The 22774-nt window shown below is 37.7% G+C and carries 28 protein-coding genes; 18 read left to right on the top strand and 10 right to left on the bottom strand.

What is annotated here, in order from left to right:
- Position 1: 1 nt before the first annotated feature.
- The 6 genes from ACZ5V8_RS05625 to ACZ5V8_RS05600 form a co-directional block, all read right to left on the bottom strand.
- Complete coding sequence (locus ACZ5V8_RS05625; RefSeq protein ID WP_440616047.1) at positions 2–652, bottom strand: flavodoxin family protein; 651 nt, start codon at positions 650–652, stop codon at positions 2–4.
- A complete protein-coding gene (locus tag ACZ5V8_RS05620) occupies positions 653–1567 on the bottom strand; it encodes a DMT family transporter (RefSeq protein ID WP_464218680.1) in 915 nt (304 codons plus the stop codon).
- A 186-nt stretch (positions 1568–1753) separates the two neighbouring features.
- Positions 1754–2359, bottom strand: coding sequence for a protein adenylyltransferase Fic (gene fic / locus ACZ5V8_RS05615; RefSeq protein ID WP_440616050.1), 606 nt, complete (start codon positions 2357–2359; stop codon positions 1754–1756).
- Between the two features lie 43 nt (positions 2360–2402).
- A complete protein-coding gene (gene fmt / locus ACZ5V8_RS05610) occupies positions 2403–3356 on the bottom strand; it encodes a methionyl-tRNA formyltransferase (RefSeq protein WP_440616051.1) in 954 nt (317 codons plus the stop codon).
- Positions 3357–3518: 162 nt separating this feature from the next.
- Positions 3519–3983 (bottom strand): Francisella virulence factor A, encoded by a 465-nt coding sequence (gene fvfA / locus ACZ5V8_RS05605; protein ID WP_440616053.1) that lies wholly within the window; start codon positions 3981–3983, stop codon positions 3519–3521.
- 39 nt (positions 3984–4022) lie between these two features.
- Positions 4023–5069 (bottom strand): FecCD family ABC transporter permease, encoded by a 1047-nt coding sequence (locus ACZ5V8_RS05600; protein ID WP_464218679.1) that lies wholly within the window; start codon positions 5067–5069, stop codon positions 4023–4025.
- A gap of 162 nt (positions 5070–5231) precedes the next feature.
- Here ACZ5V8_RS05600 and minC point away from each other — a divergent pair, with 162 nt between their 5' ends.
- Genes minC through ACZ5V8_RS05550 form a run of 10 tightly spaced genes read left to right on the top strand, consistent with a single transcriptional unit; the run spans position 5232 to position 10941 of the window.
- The gene (minC, locus tag ACZ5V8_RS05595; protein WP_440616056.1) at positions 5232–5915 is read left to right on the top strand and encodes a septum site-determining protein MinC; all 684 of its coding nucleotides are present in this window, start codon (positions 5232–5234) and stop codon (positions 5913–5915) included.
- A 49-nt stretch (positions 5916–5964) separates the two neighbouring features.
- Positions 5965–6819: a septum site-determining protein MinD gene (gene minD / locus ACZ5V8_RS05590; RefSeq protein WP_440616057.1), complete on the top strand. Its 855-nt coding sequence runs from the start codon at positions 5965–5967 to the stop codon at positions 6817–6819.
- Between the two features lies 1 nt (position 6820).
- The gene (minE, locus tag ACZ5V8_RS05585) at positions 6821–7117 is read left to right on the top strand and encodes a cell division topological specificity factor MinE (RefSeq protein ID WP_440616059.1); all 297 of its coding nucleotides are present in this window, start codon (positions 6821–6823) and stop codon (positions 7115–7117) included.
- Entirely contained in the window at positions 7117–7914 is a 798-nt protein-coding gene (locus ACZ5V8_RS05580; RefSeq protein WP_440616060.1) for an ABC transporter ATP-binding protein, read from the top strand. Before minE ends, ACZ5V8_RS05580 begins: the two co-directional genes overlap by 1 nt.
- Before the next feature lie 15 nt (positions 7915–7929).
- Positions 7930–8700 (top strand): lipid asymmetry maintenance ABC transporter permease subunit MlaE, encoded by a 771-nt coding sequence (gene mlaE, locus ACZ5V8_RS05575; protein ID WP_440616062.1) that lies wholly within the window; start codon positions 7930–7932, stop codon positions 8698–8700.
- Positions 8701–8703: 3 nt separating this feature from the next.
- On the top strand, positions 8704–9201 hold the full coding sequence (gene mlaD, locus ACZ5V8_RS05570; protein ID WP_440616063.1) for an outer membrane lipid asymmetry maintenance protein MlaD: 498 nt from the start codon (positions 8704–8706) through the stop codon (positions 9199–9201).
- Positions 9198–9935, top strand: a complete 738-nt coding sequence (locus tag ACZ5V8_RS05565) for an MlaC/ttg2D family ABC transporter substrate-binding protein (RefSeq protein WP_440616064.1) — start codon at positions 9198–9200, stop codon at positions 9933–9935. The genes mlaD and ACZ5V8_RS05565 overlap by 4 nt, the downstream gene beginning before the upstream one ends.
- Positions 9907–10212 (top strand): STAS domain-containing protein, encoded by a 306-nt coding sequence (locus ACZ5V8_RS05560; protein ID WP_440616065.1) that lies wholly within the window; start codon positions 9907–9909, stop codon positions 10210–10212. Before ACZ5V8_RS05565 ends, ACZ5V8_RS05560 begins: the two co-directional genes overlap by 29 nt.
- Before the next feature lie 20 nt (positions 10213–10232).
- Positions 10233–10484 (top strand): BolA family protein, encoded by a 252-nt coding sequence (locus ACZ5V8_RS05555; protein WP_440616066.1) that lies wholly within the window; start codon positions 10233–10235, stop codon positions 10482–10484.
- Positions 10485–10506: 22 nt separating this feature from the next.
- A complete protein-coding gene (locus ACZ5V8_RS05550; protein ID WP_440616067.1) occupies positions 10507–10941 on the top strand; it encodes an MAPEG family protein in 435 nt (144 codons plus the stop codon).
- Between the two features lie 9 nt (positions 10942–10950).
- Here the strand turns inward: ACZ5V8_RS05550 and ACZ5V8_RS05545 are convergent, their stop codons facing one another.
- Together ACZ5V8_RS05545 and ACZ5V8_RS05540 are read right to left on the bottom strand one after the other, a co-directional pair.
- The gene (locus ACZ5V8_RS05545; protein ID WP_440616069.1) at positions 10951–11277 is read right to left on the bottom strand and encodes a helix-turn-helix domain-containing protein; all 327 of its coding nucleotides are present in this window, start codon (positions 11275–11277) and stop codon (positions 10951–10953) included.
- A gap of 191 nt (positions 11278–11468) precedes the next feature.
- A complete protein-coding gene (locus tag ACZ5V8_RS05540; protein ID WP_440616070.1) occupies positions 11469–12392 on the bottom strand; it encodes an ROK family protein in 924 nt (307 codons plus the stop codon).
- Positions 12393–12649: 257 nt separating this feature from the next.
- On the opposite strand from ACZ5V8_RS05540, the gene rpsA reads away from it, so the two are divergent.
- From rpsA to ACZ5V8_RS05510, 6 genes are all read left to right on the top strand, one after another.
- A complete protein-coding gene (gene rpsA, locus ACZ5V8_RS05535; protein ID WP_440616071.1) occupies positions 12650–14311 on the top strand; it encodes a 30S ribosomal protein S1 in 1662 nt (553 codons plus the stop codon).
- A 447-nt stretch (positions 14312–14758) separates the two neighbouring features.
- Entirely contained in the window at positions 14759–14959 is a 201-nt protein-coding gene (locus tag ACZ5V8_RS05530; protein ID WP_440616073.1) for a hypothetical protein, read from the top strand.
- 67 nt (positions 14960–15026) lie between these two features.
- A complete protein-coding gene (locus ACZ5V8_RS05525; protein WP_440616074.1) occupies positions 15027–15347 on the top strand; it encodes a TusE/DsrC/DsvC family sulfur relay protein in 321 nt (106 codons plus the stop codon).
- Positions 15347–16633: an MATE family efflux transporter gene (locus ACZ5V8_RS05520; RefSeq protein WP_440616076.1), complete on the top strand. Its 1287-nt coding sequence runs from the start codon at positions 15347–15349 to the stop codon at positions 16631–16633. The genes ACZ5V8_RS05525 and ACZ5V8_RS05520 overlap by 1 nt, the downstream gene beginning before the upstream one ends.
- Before the next feature lie 325 nt (positions 16634–16958).
- Complete coding sequence (gene msrB / locus ACZ5V8_RS05515; protein ID WP_440616077.1) at positions 16959–17492, top strand: peptide-methionine (R)-S-oxide reductase MsrB; 534 nt, start codon at positions 16959–16961, stop codon at positions 17490–17492.
- Between the two features lie 3 nt (positions 17493–17495).
- Complete coding sequence (locus tag ACZ5V8_RS05510) at positions 17496–17744, top strand: DUF4564 domain-containing protein (RefSeq protein WP_440616079.1); 249 nt, start codon at positions 17496–17498, stop codon at positions 17742–17744.
- Positions 17745–17763: 19 nt separating this feature from the next.
- Here the strand turns inward: ACZ5V8_RS05510 and ACZ5V8_RS05505 are convergent, their stop codons facing one another.
- Both ACZ5V8_RS05505 and ACZ5V8_RS05500 read right to left on the bottom strand, forming a co-directional pair.
- Positions 17764–18711, bottom strand: a complete 948-nt coding sequence (locus ACZ5V8_RS05505) for an acetyl-CoA carboxylase carboxyltransferase subunit alpha (protein WP_440616081.1) — start codon at positions 18709–18711, stop codon at positions 17764–17766.
- Between the two features lie 12 nt (positions 18712–18723).
- Complete coding sequence (locus tag ACZ5V8_RS05500; RefSeq protein ID WP_440616083.1) at positions 18724–20016, bottom strand: MFS transporter; 1293 nt, start codon at positions 20014–20016, stop codon at positions 18724–18726.
- 177 nt (positions 20017–20193) lie between these two features.
- Here ACZ5V8_RS05500 and ACZ5V8_RS05495 point away from each other — a divergent pair, with 177 nt between their 5' ends.
- Together ACZ5V8_RS05495 and ACZ5V8_RS05490 are read left to right on the top strand one after the other, a co-directional pair.
- Complete coding sequence (locus ACZ5V8_RS05495) at positions 20194–20496, top strand: ArsR/SmtB family transcription factor (RefSeq protein WP_464218678.1); 303 nt, start codon at positions 20194–20196, stop codon at positions 20494–20496.
- A 29-nt stretch (positions 20497–20525) separates the two neighbouring features.
- Complete coding sequence (locus ACZ5V8_RS05490) at positions 20526–22712, top strand: heavy metal translocating P-type ATPase (RefSeq protein ID WP_440616086.1); 2187 nt, start codon at positions 20526–20528, stop codon at positions 22710–22712.
- The last annotated feature ends 62 nt before the right edge of the window (positions 22713–22774 follow it).

The following is a 22774-nucleotide window of genomic DNA, read 5'->3' as shown; positions in this document are numbered from 1 at the left end:
TTTATACCTTCATTTTTGAATTATTTTCAACCGCTACTCGTTCATTCTGAATCAAACATAACTCATCTGTTCTTTGAAGATTCATAGAAATAGCCAACGAATATAATCGTTCCATTAATTGATTGATTGCCGACACACCTTCTTCATCATCCCAAATACCCCCTGACTCTCCACCATGTACCAAGGCTGGATAACCAGAACCAGGAACAATCATTCTATTTAATAAAAAATTATTTAATAACTGATCATGTACATTTCCTAAATTATACCTTCTCCCTACAACAACACAGCCTCCAAGCTTATCAGCTAAAGGTCTGTTAAACCTCAAATAACCAACACCAGCTCTTTCCAAAAAAATTTGCATTTTATGCGCCATTCCAAAAGCATGCACAGGCGCCACATAAATTATAATGTTAGAATCAACTAAATAATCAACAATAGAGGTGACATCATCATCTAAACTGCAAGGAGAAGAACGATAATTACAATCTCCACAACTACCACAAGGCAATATTTCCTTCTCAGATAAGAAAATACTATGTACCAAACAACCAACATTTTGAAAGTAACCATCTAAATAACTTACTACAGAATCACTATTACCTCCTCGCCTTTCTGAGCCAGATATAATTGTAACAACTATTTTTTTCATTTATTTAAATCTCCTAAAACTATATATCCCAAAAATCACCAATAAAATCCCAATTAATTCCATATAGCTAATACTATCATCTAATATAACTACTGATATCACAAGTGTAATAATTGGCCCTAAATTATTCATTAGCGCACTTGGAACTACCCCTATTCGTTTCATGCCTAACACCATAAAAATTGATGGAATAACAGTAGAAAAAACAGCCATGAATAATGCTAATATATAAACCTGCCAAGTCTGCTCTAACAATAAGCCTACTTGATTATAACTAGAAAAATATTGCATTAATGCGTAAAATCCAGCAAAGAGCATTGACCATGAGTTAAAAAGTATAGGATTTGTCTTTTTTAGTGACTTTTCACATACGATAAAATAAACGGCATAAAAGATAGCACTCCCAAAAATTAATAAAACTCCCACCAAATCATTACTCATCCCATCGCCAACTCCAGAGTTTGCAAAAAAATATATTGCTAAACCACTGTAGCTAATAGCAAATGGAGTAATAACCATTTTTGAATATGTTTTTTTAAAAAACATAATTGAGAAGAACACGACAAAGCATGGAAAAGTAAATAAAATCATCCTTTCTACCATAACCGATACATAAAACAGTCCATACATATCAGTTAAAGTAGTTAAATAATAACAAAGAGAGGCAATAATTATTAGCTTTAGGCTAACTAATTTCGTTTCACCAAGCTTAATTTTGCTATAAAACCCAATAAATAATATTACCAACATAAATAAAGGTATAGATAGACACATTCTCAAGGTTAAAAGTGTTACTGGTTGAACATTGTAACTATATGCTAGTTTAATGAATATAGATTTAATAGAAAAGCCAACAACACTGATAAGAACATAAAAATATCCGAGCAAGTATTCATTTTTAAGTAATTTAATCATGTCAGATAAGAACATTAACAAATAAGATTTATATTTTTGTAACGATACACGAATACAAATAGACTGTCTATATATTTTAAACTAATAAAAACAAATGACTTATGCAAAATCAATGATACTCACACCTTGAACCCATGATGATCTGTCTATGACCTTTTAGAAAGTAAGCATTAACACAAATTAGAGTTACAAATCTTCAGTTTTAAACTCACTATAACCTTCATAGTAGTAGCTAATATCGATACCTTTGATAAATAAAGCCCTATCGTTTATTTGCTTGGTTAATGCTTCTTTAAGTAATACTTTGATTTCTATGTCTTTAACCACACTGCGCTCCATTGCTGATAAATACTCATCCTTATCGACTTGATTCCAATCAATTACATGCTGAATTTCTTTTTTTAGGATCAAATCCAACCAAATGCGTGTTGCACGCCCATTGCCCTCTCTAAATGGGTGAGCAACATTCATTTCAACATATTTTTCAATAATCTCATCAAAACTGGTTTGTGGCATGCCATCGATATATTTTAATGATTGCTCAAGATACATCAAAGGAGCAAAACGAAAATTACCTTTGGCTATATTCACATCACGAATTTTTCCGGCGAAATCATAAATATCTGCAAAAAGATAAGCATGGATATATGACAATCCTGAAAACTTGCCGACTTCAACCTCATCGATATCACCGCTGATAAATAGCTGTTTTGCCTTTTGCTTACTGATTTTCTCTTGCGCTTTAGCCAGTTCTAATTGATTGGTAATATTTAGTTTGTTTGCCAAAATCATTTTTGAGTTTCTCCAAGTTAATCACGTCAGTCCAAGCATCCAGTTAAACTACTTTTCCTATAAGATAACTTAAATCCTTACCATTAAGAATACTTGCGACAGCTAGCATCTTTTTGCCGGGGAATTGCAACGAACCAATATTGATCAAACCATCTTGCACCTGAACTTTAAGTCCTTTTTTATCGACACCAATAATGGTGCCTACCGCGGAACTAGTCATTTCATGAATAATTTCAATATCAGCGAACTTGACTGCTTCACCATCAAGCATCATATAAGCACTTGGCCAAGGGCTAAAGGCACGGATTTTGCAATCAATTACCTTGCAAGGGTTATTAAAGTCAATCAACCCTTCTTCTTTAGTCAGCTTATGTGCATAGGTCGCACCTTCAGATTGTACTTGAGGATTTAATCTATTCTCTGCCATCTCTTTCAAAACAGTACATACGGCAGGCACTGATAACTCTGCCAAGCGATTATGTAAACTTAAACTGGTGTCATTATCTAAAATAGGGGTTTCAAGCACATGTAAGATGTCACCAGTATCTAGGCCTTCATCCATCTGCATAATGGTAATACCCGTCTTTTGATCTCCCGCTTCAATCGCGCGTTGTATGGGAGCTGCTCCTCGCCATTTTGGTAAAAGGGATACGTGAATATTAATACAGCCCTGTTTAGGGGTTTCTAGCACCATTTTTGGCAGTAATAAGCCATAAGCAATAACTACCATTACATCGGCATTTAAATCTGCTAATTGCTTGACTGCCTCAGGTTCTTTTTTGAAAGATAGCGGCTGAAACACTGGAATATTATGCGCCAAAGCACAAGTTTTAACTGGTGAGCATTCCAATTTTTTACCGCGCCCTTTGGCACGATCTGGTTGTGTAAAAACACCAAGAATGTTGTAATTTTCTTCAAGCAAGGCGCTTAGCACATGCGCTGAGATATCTGGCGTACCAGCAAAAACGATACGTAACGATTTAGGATTATTTGACATATAGGTACCTAAACAATAGTTTATTGATAATCATAGATATTTGGATTAAATCCAAATATGACGGTTCGCTGTCATTCTTGGACTTGATCCGAAAATCCAGAAAACACCTATTGACATTTGCATAGCCACTTATAGCTACTTATTTTAAAAAGATTCAATAGATTAACGATATGCGTAAGCGTAAAGATTGGCACCATCCAACGGTCCAGTATTGCCCGAAGCCACGCAATTGCCAATGACTTTGGTCGCACCATATTGTGCTGCCACTTCTTTGGCTTTTTGTACATTTTGCTCGCATGCCGCTTGGATTTCTTTTTTGCTCGTATAATGCGTATCAACACGGATAATACCAATAGGTGATTCATTAAACCCGTTAACCACAGGCACGGCTTTTCTTAAATTCATATCTTCTGATGCATAAAACTGTACACTCTGAAGCTTCACCGGCGAGTAGACTTCTTTGGTCTGCGGCAAATATACGGCATGTGGTTCATATTTTGTTTTAGGGACGATCGCCCAAAAAAAACCAATCACGGCAATTAAAATTCCTGCATAAATAATATTTTGTTGAAAACGACTCATAGCAATCAATAAATCAATACTCTGGTTTTGGTTAGCGCGTATCATAGCATAGTCGGCTTACGATAAGCTATACCACTTACCGCGCTATTTTCCTGCCAGTGCACGAATCACTAAAAATATTAAAAATGGTGCGCCTATTAATGAGGTGATAATGCCCACTGGAATAATCATTGGATAAAGTAATGTTTGCGATAAAAACTGGCTGATTAGCATTAAAATCGCACCACATAAAAAGCTGCTTATCAGCAAATACTTCATTTTATTTGTACCAATACACATTCTTGCGATATGAGGTGCAACGAGCCCTAAAAAGGCAATGGGGCCAGCAATCGAGACAATGGCGGCAATCAAGAATGCCAATAACACAACCAACTGAATCAGTAATCTTTTAACATCAAGCCCCATCATCATTGCTTCAGATTCACCAAGACTCAATAAATCAAATGCCTGATGTTTACGATAGGCAAAACTGCAAAAAATCAAGGTGATAACGGTTAATAATATCACCTGTTGCCAAGTGACATTGACAAAGCCGCCAAACTGCCACAAGGTGATTTGCTGCAAGGTTTGTGCTTGACTAAAACTCATAATCAATGCCGTTAATGCGCTAAAAATAGCTGAAACACCGACACCAAGTAAAATCACCACAGCGATATTAGCAAGGCGATCCTGCAAACTAATCACTAGTAAAAACACAATAAGCACAACAAATGCGCCAAACACACACGCAAGGAAAAAGAGTAAATACGAATGATGCGTCAGTGTTATAAAATAAGCAGGCAAGATAAATAACAACATCAATCCAACAAACTGACTTCCCGAGGAGACACCTAAAATACTAGCATCGGCTAATGGATTACGCAATACCAACTGCAAAATAGCGCCACTAACACCCAAGCCACCACCGACAAGCGTTGCTGCAACCCAGATGATTAACTGATATTGCCAAAACAACTGACTCGCCAACGAGCTATTTAAATGCGCATTGTGAGTATACGACAATGAACTCACGATGATAAACAGTATGAGCCACAATAAGCCCAACATCATATTGAAGCCAACAACTCCAGTTGTTTTTTTTGCTTTTTTTATTTTTTTTACTTTTCTGACTTTATTTATCTGTGTTTGCAACTTTTTCGCCCTTTCACCATAATTTATCACCTAAAGGCATAATTAGCCTTGCCAATTATCATGATATTCGTTATAAAATCGATATATTTTAACGATACAATGCAATAGTGCATTTTCGCTACCATTATTGGTAAAGTGCGACAAAATAACAAGGGAAACAAAATGCCGGCAGCTTTTCAAATCAAGGGAAGTCTCTTCACGTTAAGCGTATTACAAGTATTGAGTACCGATCTTGATGACATTGAAAAACAAATCACAACCAAAATAAAACAAGCGCCGCAATTCTTTAATAACACCCCGATGGTCATTGAATTAACCGCCATAAAGAGCGGATTAACGATTGAGTTTGTCGAAAGCTTAACTGAAATGTTAAGAAAACACACATTACTTACTGTGGGCTTTAGATTACCCGATCAAACGCTGACCGATGCCTTACAAACCAAAGGTTTTCCAATATTCAAGGAAGGCAAAAATATTCCCGCACCGACGGTTTCGGTGAATAAAGTCTCAACGTCACAACACAAAATTATCAGCTCGCGCGTGCGCTCGGGGCAACAAGTAATCTCACAAAATGGTGATTTGATTATATTATCCTCCGTCAGCTCAGGCGCTGAGCTGTTAGCCAGTGGCAATATTCACGTATATGGCACATTGCGTGGACGTGCAGTTGCCGGATTGGATGGTGACACCAATGCGCGAATTTTTTGTCACAAATTAGAAGCAGATCTTGTATCAATTGCTGGCCAGTATAAAATTTTTGAAGAGCCTGTTGAGGCACTTGGAAATGACAATAATGGCTATCAAATACAGCTAAAAGACGGTACAATCATGATCAGCCAAATTTAGGCTCTCCCATTTTTTAAGAAAATAACAATTGAATCAAGGATTAAATACTGTGAGCACAGATTCCAAACAAACCAAAAAGAATGCCAAGCCGCGCGCCACGACCGTGGTCATCACCTCAGGTAAAGGTGGTGTTGGCAAAACCACAACAAGTGCCGCGATATCATTAGCATTGGCCATGAAAGGCTTTAAAACCGTTGTTATTGATTTTGATGTTGGTCTTAGAAACCTCGATCTTGTCATGGGGTGCGAACGCCGCGTTGTCTATGATCTAATTAGCTTGATCAATAAAGAAGCGAACATCAATCAAACATTAATTAAAGATAAGCGCTCTGAGAATCTTTATATTCTCCCTGCTTCACAAACGCGCGATAAAGATGCGTTAACCGAAGCCGGCTTAGAAGGCATTATGCAAGAACTAAAAGAAAGTTTTGACTACATTATTTGTGACTCGCCTGCAGGTATTGAAAAAGGCGCATTAATGGCAATGCTCCATGCTGATAAAGCGATTGTTGTGACGAATCCTGAGGTTTCCTCTGTGCGTGATTCCGATCGCATTATTGGTGTGCTTTCCAGTAAAACACGTAAAGCCAAAGAACATGATGAAGGCGTTGATGCAAAGCTTCTAATTACACGCTACGACCCGACACGCGTTGTACAAGGTGAAATGCTATCGCTTGATGATGTCAAAGATGTATTATCTATCCCGCTATTAGGTGTTATTCCAGAATCAAAAATGGTGTTACAGGCATCAAACTCAGGCGTCCCAGTAACTGCTTATCAAGACAGTGAAGCCGGTCAAGCCTATATTGATGCCGTCGAACGCTTCTTAGGTCATGATAAACCATTACGCTTTATCACTGCAGAAAAACCTAGTCTTTTAAAGCGACTATTTGGAGGAAAGTAACATGGGATTGTTTAATTTTTTTAAAAAGCCTGTCGCGAAAAATAGCGCACATATTGCTAAAGAGCGCTTGCAAATCATCGTATCACACCAACGAAATGAAGCTCACTCTGGGGTTAAAAAACCAGATTTCATTAATAGGTTACAAGATGACATTCTTGAAGTTGTTAAAAAATATGTCAACATTGGTCACAATGACATCAAAATTGACATCGATAGCCAAGGAGACAGATCCGTCCTCGAGCTTAATGTCACTATTCCTGAAGAGTCAAACCAAGCTAAGCAAGCATTAAACGCCTAATGTCTTACGATCACCTTGCTGTAAGTTTTGATAAAGTAGTCTTTTTCCGTGGTGAAAAATGCATTTATAAAAACTTAACATGCAGCATCCCTAAGGGAAAAATCACCGCAATACTAGGCCCATCGGGCACTGGTAAAACCACGCTTTTGCATCTCATTGGTCGCCTGATAAAAGCTAAAAACGGTGATATTCGTGTACTTGATCATGAGCTTCATTCACTAGATAAAAAAGCATTACTCGCTTTACGCAAGAAAATGGGCGTTTTATTCCAATCTGGCGCCCTTTTCACGCAATTATCAGTATTTGACAACGTTGCCTTCCCACTGCGTCAAAATAGCAACCTAAGTGAGCGCCTAATTCATAACTTAGTATTAATGAAGCTGCAATCTGTTGGACTGCGTGGCACAGCCGATATGATGCCTAGTGAACTATCAGGCGGCATGGCTCGACGCGCCGCCCTTGCACGCGCCATTGCATTAGATCCTGAGCTTATGCTTTATGATGAACCCTTTACTGGTCAGGATCCTATTTCTTTAAAGGTGATTTTAACCTTAATCAAAGCACTCAATGATGCACTACATATGACCTCAGTCATTGTTTCGCATGATATTGATGAGGTAATGAGCATTGCCGATCATGTCATTATCATTGCCAATCAACAAGTAATGCTCGAAGGTTCTCCTGAATTCATCAAAAATAGTAAAGATCCATTTGTCTCGCAGTTTCTATCCGGTAGCGCAGACGGTCCGGTGGCATTTGATTATCCTGCGCCTAACTTCTTAAGCACATTGCAATAAATGAGGAAGTGATTCATGCTAAAAACCATCCAAATGCTTGGTCGCAACACCTTAAATACAATAACCAATCTCGGTGAATCAATATTACTAGCACTTGAGATGATATTTGGTCGCTGCAATCCGCGCGGCATTATTACGCAAACCTACCACGTTGGCATCAACTCGGTTTTGATCATTTTGGTTTCAGGCTTATTCATTGGTTTTGTCTTAGCATTACAAGGTTTTTATACACTTGCTAAATTTAGCGCTGAATCAGCTTTAGGTCCAATGGTTGCCTTAAGCATTATTCGTGAGCTTGGACCGGTGGTCACTGCTTTGTTGTTTGCTGGACGCGCTGGCAGTGCACTAACCTCTGAAGTGGGATTAATGAAAGCAACTGAACAACTAGCTAGTCTTAATATGATGGGCGTTGACCCAGTGCGTTTCATCTTAGCACCAAGATTTTGGGCATGTGTTTTAAGTGTGCCTATTTTAAATTTGTTTTTCTCGAGCATCTCAATTTGGGGCGGATACCTTATTGGCGTCAAATTGCTAGGGCTTTTTAGTGGCACATTCTGGGGTAACATGCAAGCTTCAGTATTATTTTATGACGATGTGATGAATGGTATTTTAAAAAGTTTAGTCTTTGGCATTGCTGTGGCGATTGTCTCGCTTTATCAAGGTTATAATTGTCGCGCTAATTCCGCAGGTATTGCACAAGCGACGACAAAGACTGTCGTCTATTCCTCTTTAGCAATTTTAGGTCTAGACTTTCTAATGACCGCCTTAATGTTCAAAGGAGTTTAAAAAATGTATAAAAAATCTTACGAGCTATTAGTAGGTGTTTTTGTCCTTCTTGGCATTGTTGCACTTATCTTTATGGCATTAAAAGTTAGTGGACTGTCACTTGCTGGCTTTGATAATAGCTCTTATCAAGTCAAAGCGCAGTTTCAAAATATCGGTAGCTTACGCCCAGGAGCTGCTGTACGGATTGCTGGTGTTGAAATTGGTAAAGTTGATAGTATTACACTAACACCAAACTACAATGGCTTTATTGCTGACGTTACTTTAAACATTAATAAACGCTATAACAACATTCCAAGCAGCTATGGCGCTGCCATTGATACAAGTGGTATTTTGGGTGATAGCTTTATTGCACTGCACCCATCAGATATCGACATACCCGGATTATATAACAGTAAATACTTAGAAAATGGCAGCACAATAGAGTTGTCAAACACCTCTTCAGCCATTAACCTTAACTCACTGATTAACACCTTTGTATCAGGTTCTGGAGATAAAAAATGATCGATAAAACAAAGAAAATAACGACATTTGCAAGCGCCACTTTAATGCTTGCCAGCATGCAGATAAGCTTTGCAGCCAACACTAAACCTGCAACAACTGTAACAACCACAACTTCTGCAGGTACCAAACCAACTGTTGAGACTAGCAAATCATTAGCAGGTACTGATCCGGTAACTTTATTGCAAAAATCTATTGTTGAAACACAAAAAACCTTGATTCAGTCAAAGAAACAATTAAGTCAAAACCCTAAAAAACTTATCCAGTTAATTAACACGCATGTAATGCCACTTTTAGCGACAAATATCATTGCGCAACTATTGGTTGGCAAGGAACGCTGGCAAGCTGCTGCTAAGGCTGAAAAAGAGAAATTTATCACTGAAATTACCCAAATGTTGGCATATTCATATGCTGAGAATATTGCTCAGGCCGGTAATTATGATATTCAAATTTTTCCTTTTAGTAATGATTCATGGCAAGGACAACGTCTAATAGTTGTAACAGGCAAAATCATTAATTTGCAGAATCAATCCTCTTCTGATTTGAGTATTAAAATGCTTAATGAAGCAAGCAAAGATACCAAGCAGGCAAAATGGAAAATTTATGATCTAGCCGTTGCCGGCGTCAGCATATTAGATAACTTCAAAGCACAGTTCAAAGACTATAAAACCCTTAAAGATATTAACCTTGCCATTGAGAAAAAGAACAATGAGCTTATCAATAAAAAATCCAAATAGTTTTAGCCTAAACGGCGATCTTAATTTTAGCAACGCTTCAAGCATTGAAAAAGAACTAGATCATGCGCTTAAATCTGTAGCATCAACACTAGAAATTGATCTTAACAATACTCAAGAGATTGATAGTGCCGGCATCGCACTTCTTATGCACATTATCCATCACTGTCAAAGCAATAACATTGATCTGCAATTTACAGGTCTTGTTTCAGAAAATGCTAAATCCTTGATTAACATCCACGGTTTGGATAATCTATTTTCACCTTTTGTAAAACAATAACAAATAAGAGATCATAAATCATGAATACAGTCGAGTTAAAAACTTTAATCGAAAACAGACTGGGGGATAACACCACTGCCTTAATTGAAAGTGATGATAATGTGCATTTCAATGCAACGATTATCAGTGATGCTTTTAACGGAGTACTTAGTAAAGTTAAACAACAACAAATGGTCTATGCCGCAATTAACGAGCACATTGCATCAGGTGAGTTACATGCTATTGCCATGAAAACATATACACCGGAAAAATGGCAAGCACTCGCTAAATAAACTTAATAATTGGAGTATCACAATGTCAACAACGGCTTGGTCAATACCGATTATTGTGATGATGATTCTTACCATTGTCAGCGTTTTTATTACCCTGTTTAATCGTATTCAGGCCATTCGCAAAGGAAAAATCACGTTGAGCGATTTACGGACAATGGATTTTTGTAAGAAAGAGCATCCTTGGCTTGAAATCACATCAAGACATCTTGATAACTTATTTCAAATGCCAGTACTTTTTTATATTTGCTTCATTATCATCTTGCTCAATCCAGAGCTGATGCAGATCAGTTATTTACTCATCCTTGGTTGGCTATTTGTCAGCTTTAGAATCATTAACTCAATGATTCATTTAACAACAAACAACTTAAGCTTAAGACTCTGCTCGTTTCTATTATCAACTGCTTTTTTATTTACGATAATTTTAATGCTACTGATTGAGTTGATTAAGCTGCATTAATCATCAAACTTAATTTTTTCTGTCAACCGTAAAGTATTGGTGATCAATAGACCAAGAACGGTACAGTACATTATATGTATTGACGGAAACAGCATTAAGGCTTGACTGATAAAGCGTTTCATAAGCTTTTGCCGCATTACCATCTGTAGGACCTAACAACTCAATATTGTATTTACGACACCATTTACGCACAGTGGTGGTTTTAAACCCAAACTTACCCGCAACGTCCTCATAACTTAAGCCTTCGCTTGAGTAACTCTTTAGTACTTCCTCTGCCGGTCTTCCATATTTCTTTGACAGAATGATTTCAAAGCTCTGAGAATATTGATTTGCCATTATTTTACTACTCCTTCCTCCATCTAAACATCGTGTTCATTCTTAGCTTCATGCTGTTAGTCACCTTAAGACGTTTAAATTTCTGTTTACTTCTGTTTATTTTCGTTTTAATTACTTTATGTAACCTAACCTCGCGCTATCATTGATAACCAATGTTAAGGCATCCGTCAAGCATTTCACGCAAATAATCATTAACACACCCTTAATTTGCTCAATAAACACGCAACCCCTTGGACACCAGCATGATTCCCAAGATGGGCTGGCATAATTTTCACTTCTTTATAAAAAGGTAATACTTTCTCATGAAAGCGCTGCCTTAATGCGTCGATAAAAAATGATTCCTCCGAAATCGCGCCACCAATAATAATCAACTCCGGCGCTAATATATGCGTCAATGAAATGAGCCCGACAACAACCTGATGTAAATACGCTTCAAAGACCTTTAATGCAATAGGTTTTTTATTAAATAACTGTTCTTTAAAATACGCTATACTTACTTCTTCACTTTGTGTTGCAGCGCAATATTTTTCTAATAAAGTTTTGGCTGAAGCATAACCTTCCCAAGCACCTGGTAACATGCTTTTTATTTTTTGATTGTTTTGTTGATTATCTTGCGCATTTGTCAGCATATAACCAAACTCACCTGCCGCATTATTAAATCCACGATACAATTGACCATTAATAATAATCGCGCCACCAATACTGGTGCCTAAAGTTAAAAAGAGATAATTCTGGCAGTGATGACTCTGCCAATAGGTTGATTCACCAATAGCTGCTGCATTAACGTCATTTTCAATCACTACAAGCTCAACACCTGCTTCTTGTTTAAAACGCTCGACTAGCGGATAATTTTCTAGCGCTTTGACATAAGGTGAGCCAAAGGCAATACAGCCCCTTTGGATATCAACAATTCCATGACACGAAAAGCCAACACCCACGATCTGATATGTCTTCTTTAATTCTACAAAACGCAGCATAAATTGCTGAAGCAGCGCCTCGGGGTCAATGATTTTTCCTGTGTGATATTTATCTGATACAACGATGTTTCCCGCTAAATCAATCAATGCATATTTGGTATAGGTACCCCCTAGGTCAAAACATAGATAACTCTTCATACTGTATTAATGATCTTTAGTTAAGAATTTATGGCATTAGCATATACCGCTTCAACTATTTCATCTAATGAAAAGCAGAGGAAGTATTTAACTTTTGAATTTTTTGCATAAAACAGTAACAACTGATTGAAAACGTCAAGACAATCCTTTAAAATCTTGCCACCTTTTATTTAGGCTGAGTTTATGCAGTTTTCCAGTGAATGCAGTAAACTCAATGTATAACTAACCACTGGCTTAAGATATATTGGAACTAAACCATGACTGAAAATTTTAAAGACCTCTTTGAAGCTTCACTAAAAGAAACTGAAATGCGTGTTGGCAAGATCATCAAAGCAACTATTGTTGCTATTGATCGTGAATTTGCTTGGATTGACGCAGGTTTAAAATCAGAATCTATTGTTTCTCTTGATCAATTCAGAAATGATCAAGGCGAAATTGAAGTTCAAATTGGTGACCAAGTAGATGTTGTACTTGACGCATTAGACAACAGCAACGGTGAAACACGTCTATCACGCGAAAAAGCAAAACGCATCGAAGTTTGGGGCGCGCTTGAGAAAGCATGTGATGACCAAGAGACTGTATTAGGTCGTATTACAAACCATGTTCGCGGCGGCTATACAGTTGAAGTTAAAGGCCTGCGTGCGTTCTTACCTGGATCTCTTGTTGACGTTCGTCCATTGCGTGATATCTCTCACTTAGAAGACAAAGACATCGAACTTAAGATCGTTAAACTTGATACTAAGCGCAACAATATCGTTGTTTCTCGTCGCGCGGTTATCGAAGCTGAAACGCAAGAAGATCGTGAAGCATTATTCGAGAAGTTGAGCGAAGGTTCAGTTGTTAAAGGTGTTGTTAAAAACATTACTGACTTTGGTGCATTTATTGATCTTGGCGGCGTTGATGGTTTATTACACATCACTGATATGTCTTGGAGCCGCATTAAGCATCCGAGTGATATGTTAGCACTTGGCGATGAGATCGATGTTAAGATCATCAAATTTGATAATGACAAAGGTCGTATTTCTCTTGGTATCAAGCAGTTGGGCGAAGATCCTTGGGCGAGTGTTGCCGAAGAGCTTGCTGTTGGTACTAAGCTTATGGGCAAAATCACTAACATTACTGACTACGGTTGTTTTGTTAAGCTTAAAGAAGGCATTGAAGGTCTTGTTCATACATCTGAAATGGATTGGACAAACAAAAATGCTAACCCACACAAGTTAGTTTCTTTAGGTCAAGAAGTTGAAGTAATGGTTCTTGAAGTTGATGCGTCACGTCACCGTATTTCGCTTGGCATGAAGCAATGCATTATCAATCCATGGCAAGCATTCGCTGATGCACATAAGCCAGGTGATAAAGTCAATGGTAAGATCCGTTCTATCACCGACTTTGGTATCTTCATCGGTTTAGATGGTAACATCGATGGTCTTGTGCATATTTCTGACGTTGCTTGGAACAAAGCAGAAGATGTTGTAAGCCAATTGAAGAAAGGTGAAGAAATTGAAGCAGTGATGCTTTCTGTTGATATCGAGCGTGAACGTATCGCCCTTGGTATTAAACAGCTTTCTAATGATCCATTTACACAATACACCGCTGCAAATGACAAAGGTGCTAAAGTTACTGGTGTTATTACAGCGGTTCAACAAAACGGTGCTAACGTTGAGCTTGCACCTGAAGTAGAAGGCTTCATTCGCGTTGCTGATATTTCACGTGAACACACTGAAGATGCACGTCATGTCCTTAAAGTAGGTCAGGAAATTGAAGCGCGCGTTAGCAATATTGACACTAAACGTCGCAGCATCAACCTTTCTATCAAAGGCCTAGATGAAGATATGGAAAAAACAGCTAAAACGAATTACAAAGCTGAGCAAATGGCGCCAACAACCATTGGTGACTTAATTAAAGAAAAACTAAATAAATAAAAACAAGTAATACGTTAAGGCAATGATCACGTTGCCTTTTTTGAATTTGCTTGATTTATCTTTATATTAAATTAAAGGATTTAATTTATTTTGCGAATCATATTGACACTTTTACCCAAAAAACTTTCAACACCTAGAAAAGCGTCAAGATGGTTTGTGTTACTTCCTGCTTTTTTTATTTTGTTAATTACTACATTATCATTGAGCGCTTGTACGCATCACTCCTGTGAAGAAAATGACAACTCTACACGCTCTATTTCAGTACTATTAAATCAATACATTAACAACAACTATTTTGAGTTGTTAGAAAAAATTCGTCATAAAAAAGGCATTACAGCAATCTATTTTGCCTCACGCGAAAGAGTTACCCTCCCGTCACAAACAAAAATTCAACAATGCTGGGTCTCAACAAATAATTCAAGGCATTCGCAACCCGCTTTTAAAACAATGTCTGATAATTCATTTTACACCTTAAGCAATAACAGTAATGCCCCCTGCTATTTAAATATGGTTATTGACTACAATCCTTCAAACAAGCTATGGGATGTTCACATTTATAACTTCAACCCTGATCAATTACCGTTTTCTTGGGTGTACAAACAGGTTCTAGGCAATATTGAAGTTGGTTTATATAACCTAACCGTTTAATTTCAACTTCACTATATCACTAAATTCCTCTACTATAGGGCGATTGTAAATTTCCTTTTCTGCATTAATGACCCAATTTACCATACCACTTGATGAGCACGGCTTTTTAAAAGACCACACACAGTGGTCAACTGATATCGCTTATGCTTTTGCCAAAGAAGAGAATATTACACTAACCGATGAACATTGGCAGGTTATTTATTTTTTACGCGAATACTACAAGACACATAACGCAGCACCAGCGATTCGCCTTTTGGTTAAATCACTCAAAGAGCAATATGGCAATGACATTGGCAATAGCCTTTATCTACAAACCCTATTCCCTGTCTCCCCTGCGCGGCAAGCTGCCAAAATTGCAGGATTACCTAAACCCAAAAGATGCATTTAATGATGTTAATAGCACAAGCTAAAAAACTACTTAACAACGAGATTTTAGTCAAATCTCTGGGCACTATGTTTGTACAAGGCTTAGGACAAATGACTGCCTTTGCTTCTGCCATTTTACTGGCACACTATCTAACTATTTCTGAATATGGACAATATATGTTTGGTGTGACCATTGCCACTATTTCTGCAGTGATTGCTACCCTTGGTGCTGATGGCATCTTAGCTCGTAGCTGGGGCTGGTCTAGCAACAGTGGGGGTAGACGTACAAAAGAAGTTTTCCAACTACACAATTGGTTTTGGCGCCGCGGGATAATCATTCTTGCACTTGCCTGCATTGGCTGTTTTAGCTATATCTATTTATTTGATCCCAATGCCAGTTTTATTGAAGTTTTTGCTTTCTTATTTGCGCTACCTTTTTTTATTGCTAATCTTCTGCAGTCTTTTTATGTCGCCAATAGAAAAGTGATTTATGCAAACTTAATTCAATTTATCATGCGTCTGATTATGCTACTGATCATTGGCATCTATATTGTAATCAAAATTCATAATGCCCCGCTACTTGTGGGCTCAATGTTTGCCGCGATTACCCTTTACATGCTTATATTATGGTTAAAAGTCAGCATCAAATACGGATTTAAAAGTCATAAGCCACACGGCAGTAATCTCGCTTTTATGTTATTAAAATGGGGTAATTTATTGCTAAGTCAAATTGACATTGTCTTACTGAAAATATTCTCTAGTAATGAAAGTATTGCTTATTATGCCGTGGCACTTCAACTAAGTGCTTTAGTTGTCTTTGTTTTAAATGCAGTTAGCGCCAATATTATGGCACAAGTGGCTAATGATTATAAAATGTTAGCACATGATGCATTCCAAGCCAAAATCACTGAATATACACGTATTATTTGCGGGTTATCCACTCTTGGCATGGTAACTTTAGTTATTGCTGGCTACTGGATTACTATGCTTTATGGTCAAGCATATACACAAGCCTATTCGCTGTTTTGTGTGTTAATGATTGGTCAAGCGGTTAACGTCCTATGTGGTAGTGTCTTTACGATCTTAAATATGGCAGGATTTGAAAAAACAACGTGTCGTGTTTTTTACATCGCACTTGTTATCAACATTATCCTCGGCATTGCACTTATTCCAAGTTTACATGCCTTTGGTGTCGCAATTGCTTCAGCAATTGCGATGATTTTCTGGAATCTGGTATTAACTTATTTTGTGATCAATAAACTTGGCATTAACCCAACTATCTTTACCTTTTTCCACAAACAAAACTAACCTTATAAATATAAATGTGACTGTGCTTGCAATGAACAAAACTTGATATATTCTTTTTTGATTTTTTGCCAAGTTGATGCTTTTTGTTGTGTCTGTTTTGTTATGATCATTTTCTGCTCCTATTACTCAAATTTCAAACTATTATTTCTAACGATCACGCGATCGAATTGATTGCATTATATTTAGAAAAATGTGAAGAAACCGTTTCAAGAGGGTATTGCCATGTAAAAAAATTGTTACATTATTGTTTTCACTCTCTTAAGTTATCACTTTATAGCAATTACCCTGCTAAAATCAAAACAGTGCAATTGGCAGGAGAATATAGATGTACCCGCGTAATATTAGCATAGGCTTTATCTTAATAAGTATAGGAGTTATTGCAATGGCAACTGATTACCAACATTTTAATGCCGATATAAAAAAGCAGAAACTTAGTACACTATCAACGCTGCAATACCAAGTCACTCAAGAAGAGGCAACAGAAAAGCCCTTTGATAATAGCTATTGGAATAATAAAAGCGAAGGTATTTATGTTGATATAGTTTCTGGCGAACCACTGTTTAGCTCGACTGACAAGTTTGACTCAGGCACAGGTTGGCCAAGCTTTACAAAACCAATAGATACAAAATATATTCAGGAAAAAGAAGATCGTAAATTCTTCTTTCTTGTACGCACAGAAGTTAGATCTCTGGTAGCTGACTCACATTTAGGACATGTTTTTAATGATGGACCAAAGCCAACAGGACTTCGCTACTGTGTTAACTCAGCAGCACTTCAATTTATTCCTAAAGACGAGATGCTAAGTAAAGGCTATGGTGATTACCTTTATCTGTTTGATAAAAATAACCCATCGAAATAAACTATGCGCGTTATCTTTAAAAAAACCTTACTCATCGTCATTGTCATCATTCTATTTGCACTGGCCTTGCTGGGTGCGGTTTTGCCCATCATTCCGGGGTTTGTATTCTTTTTCGCAGGAATCATTGTGCTTTCATGGCTTGTCCCACCAATACGAAAATGGCTTCACAAACTATTGCATCGCTTTCCAAGATTAGAGAAACATGTATTAAAAGCAGAAAATAAATTGAAGAAATGGTTTGGACATTCTTAATAGCTGCCCTTTAAAATAATTACCCCTCAAATGCACCAAAAGACATTAATTTGTCATAGCGTTTTGCCAAGCGATCATCATTAGATAGTGCACTTAAATCACCTAACAAACGCTCTAAAGTCAGCTTGATTTCCTTTGCGGCTTCAGTAATATTGCGATGCGCACCACCCAAAGGCTCTTTGATGACCTCATCAACAATGTTATGCTCTTTTAAACGCTTAGCAGTAATACCCATAATCTCAGCGGCATCGGCGGCTTTTTCGGCTGTTTTCCATAAAATTGAAGCACACCCTTCTGGTGAAATTGTGGCAAAATAGCTGTACTCGAGCATCACCAGCTTGTCACCCACACCAATACCCAACGCTCCTCCTGAGCAACCTTCACCAATCACCATGCAAATAATTGGCACATTAAGCTTAGACATTTCAAGCAAATTGCGCGCAATCGCCTCACTTTGCCCGCGTTCTTCGGCTTTAACACCGGGATAAGCACCTGGTGTATCAATAAATGTAATCACAGGCACATTAAACTTTTCAGCCAATTTCATTAAGCGGAGTGCTTTACGATAACCTTCTGGATGCATCATGCCAAAATTATGACGCAGTTTATCTTTTGTTTTGCGCCCCTTTTCCTGACCAATCACCATCACTGCTTGATCGCCCAATTTGGCTAACCCGCCAACAACTGCTTTATCATCTGCAAAAGCGCGATCACCGTGCAGCTCTTGGAAATCAGTAAAAACTTTATTAAGCAAATCTAAAAAATATGGGCGCTCAGGATGACGCGCCAATTGAATTATCTGCCAATCGCTTAATGAATTATAAATCTTCTTCATTAAATCGGTCGTTTTACCTTGTAATTTCTCGATTTCCTGTTGAACATCTTCACTATGTGCATTGGATTTAGCCAACGCTTCAATCTTTGCTTCTAATTCAGCAATTGGTTTTTCAAATTCAAGAAATTGCATATTTTCCCTTACTTAGTCCACTTGACGCTTACAATACGTCTCTTTAATGAATAAAGCAAATATAATACTAATGATAAAGCCAATTAGCAAAATCCCCATACCAAAATTAAGCCCAGGGGCTGCCATATCATCCAAACCTTTACTGTGATTAAACCATGTTGTCATCACGCCAAATAATGGCATAGCGATTACGCCACCCCATAATAATGAATTCATCGACACAATACTTGTTGCAATGGCATTATTTTTCATCGGGTTGGTTTCACCAACAAATGGATAAGCAACGGTTTGCGCACTCGTAACAAACCCTAGTAAGAAAAATAATACTGATAATTGTGCAACACTCACTGTGCAAAACATAATAATGGCAATGATGATCACTGATGTTACACCGCCAAGAATCAGTGGCTGTTTACGGCGACGCATACGTTCAGTCAACCAACCCCAAAACGGATAAGCAAAGATCATACCTAAAAATATATACCCCGTAATCGAACGCGCTTCTAGCATGCTAACATCATGCGTTTTCATCAAATATTCATTTGACCACATGCCACCCAACATCCATGTGCCAATATTGATCAAGCCGACATAAAGACCAGCGTACCAGTTTTGTGGCTTGGATAACACAAGCTTTAAGGTTGCTAAGATAGACTCAGATCGCAAAGCTTTAGTTTGCATTGTACGCGCTGCTACTAATTCTTTTGGGGCATTACGCACAACAATAAAAATAAGGATTGCTAACACTAAACCAAACAAGCTAATTATGCGTAAGGTCTGGGCTAAACCAAAAGCGTCAAGCAAATAGCCAACAGGCGCTTGTGCTGCATAACCACCTAGCATACCAATCGCAATAATAATACCAATGACAAAACCTAAGCGATTTGCTGGGAACCAGTTTGTTGCGATGCGAATACAACCGACAAGACTAAAACTCGCGCCCATACCCATAAATAGGCGAGAAATACCCATCACATATATACTTGTTGTCAATGTCATTGCAAAAATACTCAATGCACAGACGAGTAAAGCGATTGATATAGCTAAACGCGGTGAGAATCTATCTAGAATATATGCTGCAGGAATTAAACACGCGATATTCGTATAAAAATATAAACTGGCAATAAAACTCACACTTACTGGGGTCAAATCTGGATAAGCGTTTAAAATAGCAGGTGTTAATGTATTAAAAGCATTACCTAAGCCAAATTCAAAGAAAAAGAAAAATGAAATTAAAATTACCACTGCCCAAGATTTTGCCAATGGCATTTGAGCTAGTTTTTCCTGATACGAGGTGGAAGTCATAACACTCCGAATTGTGAACTGTATTTTCAAGGGCGACAAATATAACAAAAAAATAATTTTTTTACAGTAAATTTTTAATTACTGGCATCAACACGAATGTGATATTAACTGCTTTACATCACTGACCTTTTCATCTAAATTGTATAAATTATTTTTTATATAAAAATTTATGGATTTATGATGAGTGATGTAGATGAACTTATTTTGACGAGAATTGCTGATGTGTGTCAGATCATGGGTGATGCCAATCGTATGCGCATTTTATTCTTATGCGCAAAAGAGGCAACGCCGGTTAATCACTTTGTCGAAAAACTTAGAGTCTCTCAGCCTCTGGTTAGTCATCATTTAAAGCTAATGAAACAACAACGTCTGATTAAAGGTGAGCGTCAGGGTAAACAAGTACTCTATTCCTTATACGACGAGCATGTGTATTGTATTTTACAAGATATGTATAAACACTGGTCGGATGAAACCCATTAATCAAACAAAGGGGAAAAAGGTGAAGCAAAATGTTTGAATATAAAATTTATGGCATGGACTGTTTAGATGAAGTTTCTGTAGTAAAACGAGAGCTTCTGCCTTATGTCAAAGATGAAAGCCTTTTACAGTTTAACCTATTGAAAGGCAAGCTTATGATCCACAATCAAACACAACAATTTACACAAGCTGAAATTGAAAAAAGGCTCAAAGCGACAGGCTACCAATTTATCAGTTGGCAACAATATGAAATCAAACAACAAACCAATAGCGAAAGCTTTTGGCAAAAGCACATGCGCAGCCTATTAACACCGATTTGTGCACTGTTTTTAATCATAGGTTTTGCCATCCATGGCAGCTATCATGGATTTTTAGATGCCCTTATTGGTGAGCATGGTGCAGCAACTGCTCAACCTGTTAGCTCGATTGTTTTTTATGTTTTGGCGTTAATCGTTGGTGGCTTTTTTATTTATCCTAAAGCATGGGCAGCGTTAAAACGTATGCGACCTGATATTAATCTTTTAATGACCATTGCTGTTATTGGTGCGGTATGTTTAGGACAATGGCTAGAAGCTGGCATGATTGTCTTTTTATTCTCGATCGCTTCACTATTAGAATCTTGGAGTGTTGGTAAGGCTCGAAAAGCGATTCAATCATTACTAGAAATAGCGCCTGAAACTGCTAATGTTTATTGCTCACACCATAAAAATATCGATGTTAAGAAGGTTGAAGAAGTTAACATTGGTGCAACAATCGTCATTAAACCCGGTGAACGTGTTCCTTTGGATGGTGTTGTTAAAGAAGGTGAGAGCTTTATTAATCAAGCACCAATCACTGGAGAGTCATTACCTGTTGAAAAAAAATCAGGTGATCCTGTCTTTGCCGGCAGTTTAAATGAAGATGGTCTCTTATACGTCCAAGTTACAAAACTTGCCACTGAATCAACGCTGTCAAACATTATCCGTCAAGTGGAATTAGCGCAAGCGAATAAGGCAAAATCCGAGATGTGGGTTGAGCAATTTGCCAAATACTACACTCCTTTGATGATGCTATTTGCCCTGCTAGTCGCGATTACCCCACCATTATTATTTGGTGGCAGTTGGTACAACTGGATTTATGAAGCCCTAGTTATTCTCGTCATCGCCTGTCCTTGCGCTTTAGTTATTTCGACACCTGTGAGTATTGTTTCAGGCTTAAGTGCCGCTGCTAACCTTGGTATTTTAATCAAAGGGGGCAGTTTTCTTGAGTTACCCGCAAAGCTTAAAGCGATTGCTTTTGACAAGACAGGGACGATTACCCAAGGAAAACCGGTTATTCAGTCAATTATTAATATCTCAAAAGAGTATAGTGATAATGAATTACTACAACTTGCTGCTGCACTTGAAGAAGGCAATAATCACCCCTTAGCACATGCTATCTTTAATAAAATGGCGGCGCTTAAATTAGAAAAAACCTTTAATGCTTCTAATATTCAAATTATTAAAGGTAAAGCGATTACCGGACAAATTAATGATCACAATTACTGGATAGGAAGCCATAAATATCTACATGAAAAAACAGAAATCACAACAAGCCTAAGCGCTTTTCATGACCAAATTCTTGCATTAGAGAAAACAGGACATTCATTATTAATCTTCGCTAACAGCAATCATATTCTAGGGCTTTTTGCCGTTGCTGACAGCATCAAAGATAATGCAAAAGAAACCCTAACTAAACTCAATGCTCTTGGTATTAAAACCGCGCTATTAACCGGTGACAATAAGGGAGCTGCACAGTTTATTGCAGAGCAAGCCGGACTTGATGAGGTTTACTCTGAGCTTTTACCCGAAGATAAAGTAGCCAAAATCAAAGCGCTACAAGCACAATATCAAACAGTTGCAATGGTTGGTGATGGTATTAATGATGCCCCTGCTTTGGCAACGGCTGACTTAAGTCTTGCTATGGGGGATGCCGGCAGTGACGTTGCGATTGAAACAGCTGATATTGCATTGATGTCCGATGATTTAGCTAAATTGCCATGGTTAATCAAACATGCCAAACGTGTTAAAACCATTATTCAGCAAAACATCACCTTTGCTTTGGGACTTAAAGTCATCTTTATGGCACTAGCACTTCTTGAACTTGCTAATATCTGGATGGCTATTGGTGCTGATATGGGGGCATCTTTACTCGTAGTCTTTAACAGTTTGCGTTTATTAAAAAGCAAAAGTCAGAATTGATTTTGTAACAAAACTGAAACGTCGGTTTCTTTTGACTTCATCGGTTTTTTATGCGCTTGAAT

It is taken from the genome of Cysteiniphilum sp. GTC20157, from assembly GCF_055396795.1.
Note: the sequence above shows the minus strand (reverse complement) of the source record. Positions and strands in the feature narration are given on the sequence as shown.